Below are 6,503 nucleotides of genomic sequence, written 5' to 3' on the forward strand. Positions count from 1 at the left end.
CCGAGCGCCCGCTACTCACGGTGGTCGACGAGTGGGAGAGCTTGCTCCGCGGCGCGGCGCGGGCGCGCCTCGAGCAGGTGCTGCCCGGCTACCTGGCGCCCCGGCGCTGGTTCGCGGGCAAGGCGCGTAGGATCCGGGGCGCCAGCATCCAGGAGCTGCTGCCCGTCAGTCTGCCGAGCGGCCATGCCTACCTCTGCTTCCTGCAGGTGACCTACGACGAAGGCGCCCCGGAGACGTACCTGCTGCCGCTGGCCTTCGCCGCCGGCGAGCGCGCGGCCACCCTCGCGCGCCTCGAGGCGACGGCCGTTGTGGCCCGCGTGCGGGCCGGGGCAGCTCAGGAGGAAGGCGTGCTCTACGACGCCGTCTTCGAGCCCGCCTTTGCCAGCGCGCTGCTGGACGCCATGTGGCGCCGGAGGCGGCTCAAGGGCACGAGGGGCGAGGTGGCCGGGGCCATGGCACGGACGTACGGTGCGCTATGGCAGGAAACAGGCGACGGCGCAGGCCCGGCGGCGCCGGGCCGGGCCGGGCTTCGACCTTCGCTGCTCAAGGGGGAGCAGAGCAACAGCAACGTCGTCTACGGCGATGGTCTGATGCTGAAGCTCTTCCGTAAGCTGGAGCCGGGTGTGAACCCCGACCTGGAGGTGGGCCGCTTCCTGAACCGGCGCGGCTTCCCCCACACTCCTGCCGTAGTGGGCTACCTCGAGTACCGGCCGCAGCGGGGTGAGTCCATGACCGTGGGGGTGCTCAAGGCATACGTGCCCAATGAAGGGGACGCGTGGCAGTACACGCTGGACAGCCTGGGCCACGCCTTCGAGCACGCGCTGTCCTGGCATGCGGAGGTGGAGCAGCAGCCGCTGAACACGCGGACGCTGCTCGAGTTGACGCAGCAGCAGCGGCCCCCGGCGGCGGAGGAAATGATCGGCACCTACCTGGAGTCCGCGCGCCTGCTGGGCTGCCGAACGGCCGAGCTGCATCTGCTGCTGGCTGCAGCCTCAGACGACCCGGCGTTTGCGCCCGAGCCGTTCTCAGCGCTCTACCAGCGCTCGCTCTACCAGTCCATGCGCAACCTCTCGGGTCGCGCATTCCAGCTGCTGGATCGGCGGCAGGGCGCTGGGCCGGAGGCAGCGCGGGCGGAGGCGGCGCGGGTGCTCGAGCTGCGAGGCGAGGTGCTGCGGCGGTTCCGCCTGGTCGTGGGACGGACGATATCGGCGCTGCGCACGCGCACCCACGGGGACTACCACCTGGGGCAAATCCTATACACGGGCAAGGACTTCCAGGTGATCGACTTCGAGGGCGAACCGGCGCGGCCCCTGAGCGAGCGGCGGCTGAAGCGCTCGCCCCTGAGCGATGTGGCGGGGATGCTGCGCTCCTTCCACTACGCGGCCTACTCCGCGCTGCTGGACCGTGAAGCGCGAGGGCTGGTCCGCCCGGAGGACGCGGCGGCACTCGAGCCCTGGGCGCGCTTCTGGTACCGCTGGGTGGCGGCGACCTTCCTGCGCGCCTACCTCGTGCGCGCGGCCGAGCGCGGGTTCCTCCCCGGGTCGACCGAGGAGCTCCATACACTGCTGGACGCGCACCTGCTCGAGAAGGCGGTCTACGAGCTGGGGTACGAGCTCAACAACCGGCCCGCCTGGGTAGTGATCCCGATCCGGGGCATCCTGCAGCTCGTGCAGGGTTGAGGATCTTCGCCCTTATGCCGCATCGACAGCAGGTGGCTCGATGCCCCCGGGAAGCGGTGGCGTCTCCCGGCTGCGGCACATTACTCGCCCGCCCCCTGCGCCTCCTGGCCCAGCTCTACGGCGTCCAGACGGCGTATTACGACGTGAGCGGTCGCCGGAACACGGCCAGTCCCGAGGGCGCGCTGCGGGTGCTGGCGGCGCTGGGCGCGCCCGTCGCCGGACCCGGCGATGTGCGCGACGCGCTGCGCCAGCGGCTGGAGGAGCTGGCGCGGGCTGGTCCCGAACCGGTGACAGTGGTATGGGACGGGGCTCCGGGAACAGTGGAGTGGCGAAGCGGAGCGGCCGGGGGTTGTCGGGTGGCCTGCGAGCTGAGGCTAGAGGGAGGCGGTGTCCGCCGCTGGAGCGGAGAGCTGCAACCCGTGGCGCCGGCCTCTGGCATGCTGGCCGGCGCGCGAGCGGCGGACACGGCCAGACCTGCCGGGACCGGCTTCGAGGCGTACCGACTTTCCCTCCCTCCGCTGCCCTACGGCTATCACGTGCTCATGCAGGAGCGGGCGGGCGAGCACCGGGAAACGCTGGTGATCTCGGCGCCGCGGCGCGCGTGGACGGCGCAGCGCGGGCAGCGAGACTGGGGGGTGTTTTTGCCGCTCCACGCCCTGCACTCGCGACGGAGCTGGGGCGCCGGCGACCTGACGGATCTGGGCGCGCTGCTGGACTGGGTGGCCTCGCTGGGGGGAGGCGTCGTGGGCACGCTGCCGCTGCTCGCTTTCTTCCCCGAGCCGCTGTTCGATCCCAGCCCGTACGCGCCGGTGAGCCGTCTCTTCTGGAGCGAGCTGTTCCTGGATCCTGCGCGGGTGCCCGGGCTGGAGTCGTGCGCGGCCGCCCGGGAGCTGCTGGAGAGCCACGAGCTGGGACGCGAGATCGAAGCGCTGCGCCGCGCGCCGCTGGTGGAATACCAGAGGCTACTCCGCCTGAAGCGCCGGGTGCTGCAGGAGCTGGCCTGCCGCTTCTTCGGGAGCGACCGGAGCCACGACGTCGCCTTCCAGCGATTCCGTGAGCAGCGGCCGGAGATCGAGGACTACGCCCGCTTCCAGGCCGTCTGCGAGGCCCGCCGCTCGCCCTGGCCCGCCTGGCCTGAGCCGCTGCGCAGCGGCGTGGTGCAGGATGGCGACTACGACGCCGGCGCCGCGCGCTACCACATCTACGTGCAATGGTTGGCGCACCGGCAGCTCGAGGCGCTGGCGGACCGCGGCCGGGCGGGCGGCGCACGGTTGTATCTGGACCTGCCGCTGGGCGTACACCCGCACGGCTACGACGTGTGGCGGGAACGCCGTCTCTTCGCCGACGCCGTCTCCTGCGGCGCGCCGCCCGACGCGTTCTTCGTGCACGGCCAGGACTGGGGGGTTCCGCCTCTCGCTCCGGCAGGGCTGCGGAAGGACCGGTACCGCTACTTCATTGCCGGGCTGCGGAACCACCTGCGCTACGCCGGGATGCTGCGGATCGACCACGTCATGGGGCTGCACCGGCTGTTCTGGGTGCCGCACGGCCTCGAGGCCAGGGACGGCGTGTATGTCCGCTATCCGGCCGCCGAGCTGTACGGGATCCTCAGCCTCGAGTCGCACCGGCATGGAACGGGCATTGTGGGCGAGGACCTGGGCACTGTGCCGGCAGAGGTGCGGCGGGCCATGGCTCGGCACAACGTTTCCCGAACGTACGTCGCCCAGTTCGCCTTCTCACCCGAAGCTGCGCCCGTGCTGCAGCCGCCGCCGGCGCGGTCCATGGCCAGCCTGAACACGCACGACATGCCGACTTTTGCGGGATTCTGGGAGGAACGCGACCTGGCGGATCGTCAGGAGCTGGGATTGCTCGACGCCGCAGGGGCCGCAGCCGAGCGGACCGCCCGGCGGCGGCTGAAGTCTGCGCTGGTCAAGTTCCTGGCGCGGCAGGGGCTGCTCCCTGCGCCCGCAGTTGGCGCCGCCCCGGGCTCCCGAGCAGTGCTGCACGCCTGCCTGGCCTACCTGGCGCGGGGACCGGCGCAGTGTGTGCTGGTCAGCCTGGAGGACCTCTGGCTGGAGGCGTGGCCGCAAAACGTGCCCGGGACCTGGAAGGAGCGGCCGAACTGGCGCCGGAAGGCGCGCTACAGCCTGGAAGCGATGCAAGCGCTGCCCGAAGTGCTGGAGCCGCTGCGCGAGGTGGACCGGCTCCGGCGGGGGAGCGAGGCATGAAGGAAAGGAAAGGGACAGGCCGGCGACAGACCGCGCGTCATGGCGGTCCGGGCACGGGCGCCGCCGCGCGCGCCGGCCGAGCCAGCCGAGCGGCCCCACCCACGCCCGTCCGTCACGACGTGACCCTGCTCAGCGAAGACGACATCTACCTCTTCAATGAGGGGAGCCATTCCCAGCTCTACGGCAGGCTGGGCGCCCACCTGCACACAGTGGACAGTGTGACGGGAACGTACTTCGCCCTGTGGGCGCCGAACGCCGAGCAGGTGGCCGTCATGGGCGACTTCAACGGTTGGCACCAGACCAGCCATCTGCTCCAGCCGCGCGACAGCTCGGGGATCTGGGAAGGCTTCATCCCCGGTGTAGCTCAGGGCGCGACGTACAAGTATCACATTCGCTCGCGGCACGCCGGCTACCAGGTGGATAAGGCGGACCCGTTCGGGCTTCATCACGAGGTGCCGCCGCGCACGGCATCCGTGGTGTGGAGCCTGGATTACGAGTGGGGCGACGCCGAGTGGATGCGGGGCCGGCGAGACCGCAACGCGTTGGCTGCGCCCATCGCCATCTACGAGGTGCACCTGGGGTCCTGGATGCGGAGCGCGGCCGGCAGCTCCGGCAGCAGCCAGCCGCTGGGCTACAGCGAGCTCGCGCCCAGGCTGGCCGACTACGCCGAACGCATGGGCTTCACCCACGTCGAGCTGCTGCCGGTGATGGAGCACCCGTTCTATGGCTCGTGGGGCTACCAGACGACGGGGTACTTCGCGCCCACCAGCCGCTACGGCACGCCCCAGGACTTCATGAGCCTGGTCGACCACCTGCACCGGCGCGGGATCGGCGTAATCCTGGATTGGGTGCCGTCCCACTTTCCGACCGACCCGCACGGACTGGGGTACTTCGACGGCACCCACCTCTTCGAGCACGCCGACCCGCGGCTGGGGTTCCACCCCGACTGGAACAGCTACATCTTCAACTACGGCCGCAACGAGGTGCGCAGCTTCATGATCAGCAACGCCCTCTTCTGGCTGGACGCCTACCACGCGGACGGCCTGCGCGTCGATGCCGTCGCCTCGATGCTCTACCTGGATTACTCGCGCCAGCAGGGGGAGTGGATCCCCAACCGCTACGGTGGCCGGGAGAACCTGGAGGCCATCGCGTTCCTGCGCCGGCTGAACGAAGCCGTCTACCAGAGCCATCCCGACGTGCAGATGGTGGCGGAAGAGTCCACGGCCTGGCCCATGGTGTCGCGGCCGACATACGTGGGCGGGCTGGGCTTCAGCATGAAGTGGGACATGGGGTGGATGCACGACACGCTGCACTACCTGGCGAAGGACCCGATCTTCCGGACGTATCACCACAACGAGCTGACGTTCCGGATGATCTACGCCTTCACGGAGAACTTCGTGCTGCCGCTCTCGCACGACGAGGTGGTGCACGGCAAGGCCTCGCTGCTGGGGAAGATGCCGGGCGACGACTGGCGCAAGTTCGCGAACCTGCGGCTGCTCTACGCTTACCTGTACGCGCAGCCAGGGAAGAAGCTGCTCTTCATGGGCGGCGAGTTGGCGCAGCGGCGGGAGTGGGACCACGAGCAGGCGCTGGACTGGCAGTTGCTCGAGTACGCGCCCCACGCGGGCGTGCAGCGCTGGGTGCAGGACCTGAACCGGCTGTACCGGGCGGAGCCGGCGCTGTTCGAGGCGGAGTTCGAGCCCGCGGGCTTCGAGTGGGTGGACGCGAACGACAGTGAGAACAACGTGCTCAGCTTCCTGCGCAAGGCGCGCTCGCCCGGCGCGGTTGTACTGGTAGTGTGCAACTTCACGCCTGCGCCGCATTTCAATTACCGGGTGGGCGTGCCGCAGGGCGGCTACTGGCTCGAGCTCTTGAACAGCGATGCACAGCACTACGGCGGCAGCGGCCACGGCAACCTGGGCGGCGTCGAGGCCTCGCCCGTGGGTGCGCACGGGCGGCCCTACTCGCTGAACCTCACGCTGCCGCCGCTGGGAGCGGTATTCCTGAAGCCCGGGGGCCGCGGCCCAGGGCCAGGGCAAGGGCTGGGGCAAGGGGAGGGTTGAGGGTGGCGGGCCAGGTGACAGGCGAGTTGGCGCTCGGCGCCCATTACCTGGGCGGGGGCCGGTCCAGCTTCCGCGTCTGGGCGCCCGCCTCGCCGCGCCTCGAGGTCGTATTCACCGGCCCAGTCGAGCGAGTGGTGCCGCTGGAGCCAGGCGAGCGCGGCTACCACGTGGCGGTGGTAGACGACGTCGCCCCGGGAGCGCTGTACCACTACCGGCTGAGCGGCGGCCGGGAGCTGCCGGATCCCGCATCGCGCTTCCAGCCGCTGGGCGTGCACGGGCCCTCGCAGGTAGTGGATTCCGGCTTCGCCTGGAGCGACGTGGAGTGGGCCGGGATCGCGCTCGAGCAGTGCGTCTTCTACGAGCTGCATGTGGGGACGTACACGGCCGAGGGCACTTTCGCCGCCATCGCGCCGCACGTGCGCGGGCTGCGCGAGCTGGGCATCACGGTGCTCGAGCTCATGCCGGTGGCGCAGTTCCCGGGCAGCCGGAATTGGGGGTACGACGGCGTGCTCCCGTTCGCCGTGCAGAACAGCTAC

The 6,503-nt window shown here is 70.6% G+C and carries 4 protein-coding genes; all 4 read left to right on the top strand.

Annotation, left to right across the window (positions count from 1 at the left end; genetic code table 11):
• Positions 1-1,679: putative maltokinase (locus HY703_10865; GenBank protein ID MBI4545688.1), on the top strand; the 1,679-nt coding region annotated here is incomplete at its 5' end.
• Between the two features lie 14 nt (positions 1,680-1,693).
• Positions 1,694-3,904, top strand: coding sequence for a 4-alpha-glucanotransferase (gene malQ, locus HY703_10870; protein ID MBI4545689.1), 2,211 nt, complete (start codon positions 1,694-1,696; stop codon positions 3,902-3,904).
• Entirely contained in the window at positions 3,901-5,967 is a 2,067-nt protein-coding gene (gene glgB / locus HY703_10875; GenBank protein MBI4545690.1) for a 1,4-alpha-glucan branching protein GlgB, read from the top strand. The genes malQ and glgB overlap by 4 nt, the downstream gene beginning before the upstream one ends.
• A 14-nt stretch (positions 5,968-5,981) precedes the next feature.
• A partial coding sequence (locus tag HY703_10880; protein MBI4545691.1) for a malto-oligosyltrehalose trehalohydrolase occupies positions 5,982-6,503 on the top strand: 522 nt, incomplete at its 3' end.

Source organism: Gemmatimonadota bacterium, from assembly GCA_016209965.1.
Classification (GTDB): domain Bacteria; phylum Gemmatimonadota; class Gemmatimonadetes; order Longimicrobiales; family RSA9; genus JACQVE01.